The 1542-nt window shown below is 72.4% G+C and carries 1 protein-coding gene; it reads right to left on the bottom strand.

All coding sequences use genetic code 11. The features are described from left to right. Nucleotides 1–1161: protein kinase (locus tag ABGB17_RS38745; protein WP_347639376.1), on the bottom strand; the 1161-nt coding region annotated here is incomplete at its 3' end. Nucleotides 1162–1542: the final 381 nt, after the last annotated feature.

Raw genomic sequence — 1542 nt, 5'->3', positions numbered from 1 at the left:
ACCCCAGGCCGTCCCCCCCTGACCGCCTCCATGACCATAAGCCCCACCCGAGCCGGTCCCGTACCCCTGCGCACCACCCGGCTCGGACCCGTGCCCGTAGGCGCCGTCCGGCTCGGGCCCGCCGGCTCCATAGGACCCGCCCGGCGCCGTGCCGCCTCCGTAGGGTCCTGCCGGACCGGAGGAGCCGTGGTGGCCGGGTGGCTCGGGCGACGAGCCCGTGGTGGCCGGTGAGGCATCGGTGGTGAGCTCCCGGCCGCGGCCGCCGGGCAGGGTGAAGCTGTACGGCGGGGCGGGCGCGGCGTCTGGGGGGGTGCCGCGGCGGGACGCGCGGCCTCGGGAGGCGCGGGGCGGGTCGCCCGTGGCCACGCGGTGGAGGGCTTCCGCCGCGTCCGCGGCCGTCATGCGGTGGGCGGGCTCCTTGCGTAACAGCCCCTCCAGCACCGGGGCGAGCGCCCCCGCGCGCCGCGTCGGGGCAGGATCGTCGCTGAGCACGGCGGCCATGGTGGGCACCGGCGCTCCCCGGTCGAACGGCGGCCTGCCCTCCACCGCCGCGTACAACGTCGCCCCGAGCGACCACAGATCGGACTCGGGCACCGCCGGATGCCCCCGCAGCCGCTCCGGCGGCATGAACGCGGGCGTGCCGGTCAGGTTCCCCGTAGTGGTGAGCGCCGTCTCCTGCCGCATCGTCGCGATCCCGAAGTCCGTCAGCACCACCCGCCCGCCATCGGTGAGCAGCACGTTCTCCGGCTTGACGTCCCGATGCAACACCCCCGCCTCGTGCGCAGCCCGCAACGCGTCCAGCACGTTCGCCCCGATCCCCGCCACCGAACGCGGATCCAGCGGCCCCTGGTCCCTCACCACCTCACCGAGCGAACGCGACCGCACGTACTGCATGACGATCCACGGCCGCTCGTCCTCCTCGATGACGTCGTGCACCACCACGACCGACGGATGATCCAGCCGCCCCGCCGTACGGGCCTCCCGGATGGTCCGGCGATTGAACGCCTCCCTGTCGGCGTCACTCATCGCCCGGTGAACAACCTCCTTGACCGCCACCTGCCGATCCAGCAACTCGTCATGCGCCAGCCACACCACCCCCATCCCCCCACGCCCGATCTCCCCAACCAGCCGATACCGCCCCGCGACCCGCTGCCCCTCCACCGCCACCCGCCCCAGCCCCTCCCACCGGCCCTCCGACCGGCTTCTTCCACACACTTCTGCACGCGCCCCGGCCGGCTCTTCCCGGGACAGTGGTCCAGTATCGCGACATCCGCGGGAGTACGCCCGCCGTTCGCCATCCCTTGCGGCATCGTCCCATAGACCACATCAACAGCGAGCCGGCCACCACTCAGCCGATTCCCGCCACACGGACCAGCCGCCCACTCACGGAACGTGGCCGTACTGCGGTTGGTGACGGTGGGTTGCGTCCACGGAGGTGGTGTACGAGTTTCGGCTGGTAGTCAGCGTGGCGTCGTGAAACGAGGACGGCCATCGCGTGATCCTTTTCGATGTTCCACGATCGAAGGAGAACCAAGGCGATGG

It is taken from the genome of Sphaerisporangium sp. B11E5 (assembly GCF_039871875.1).
Classification (GTDB): Bacteria; Actinomycetota; Actinomycetes; order Streptosporangiales; family Streptosporangiaceae; genus Sphaerisporangium.
The sequence above is the reverse complement of the archived record's forward strand: the minus strand, read 5'-3'. Positions and strand labels throughout refer to the sequence as shown.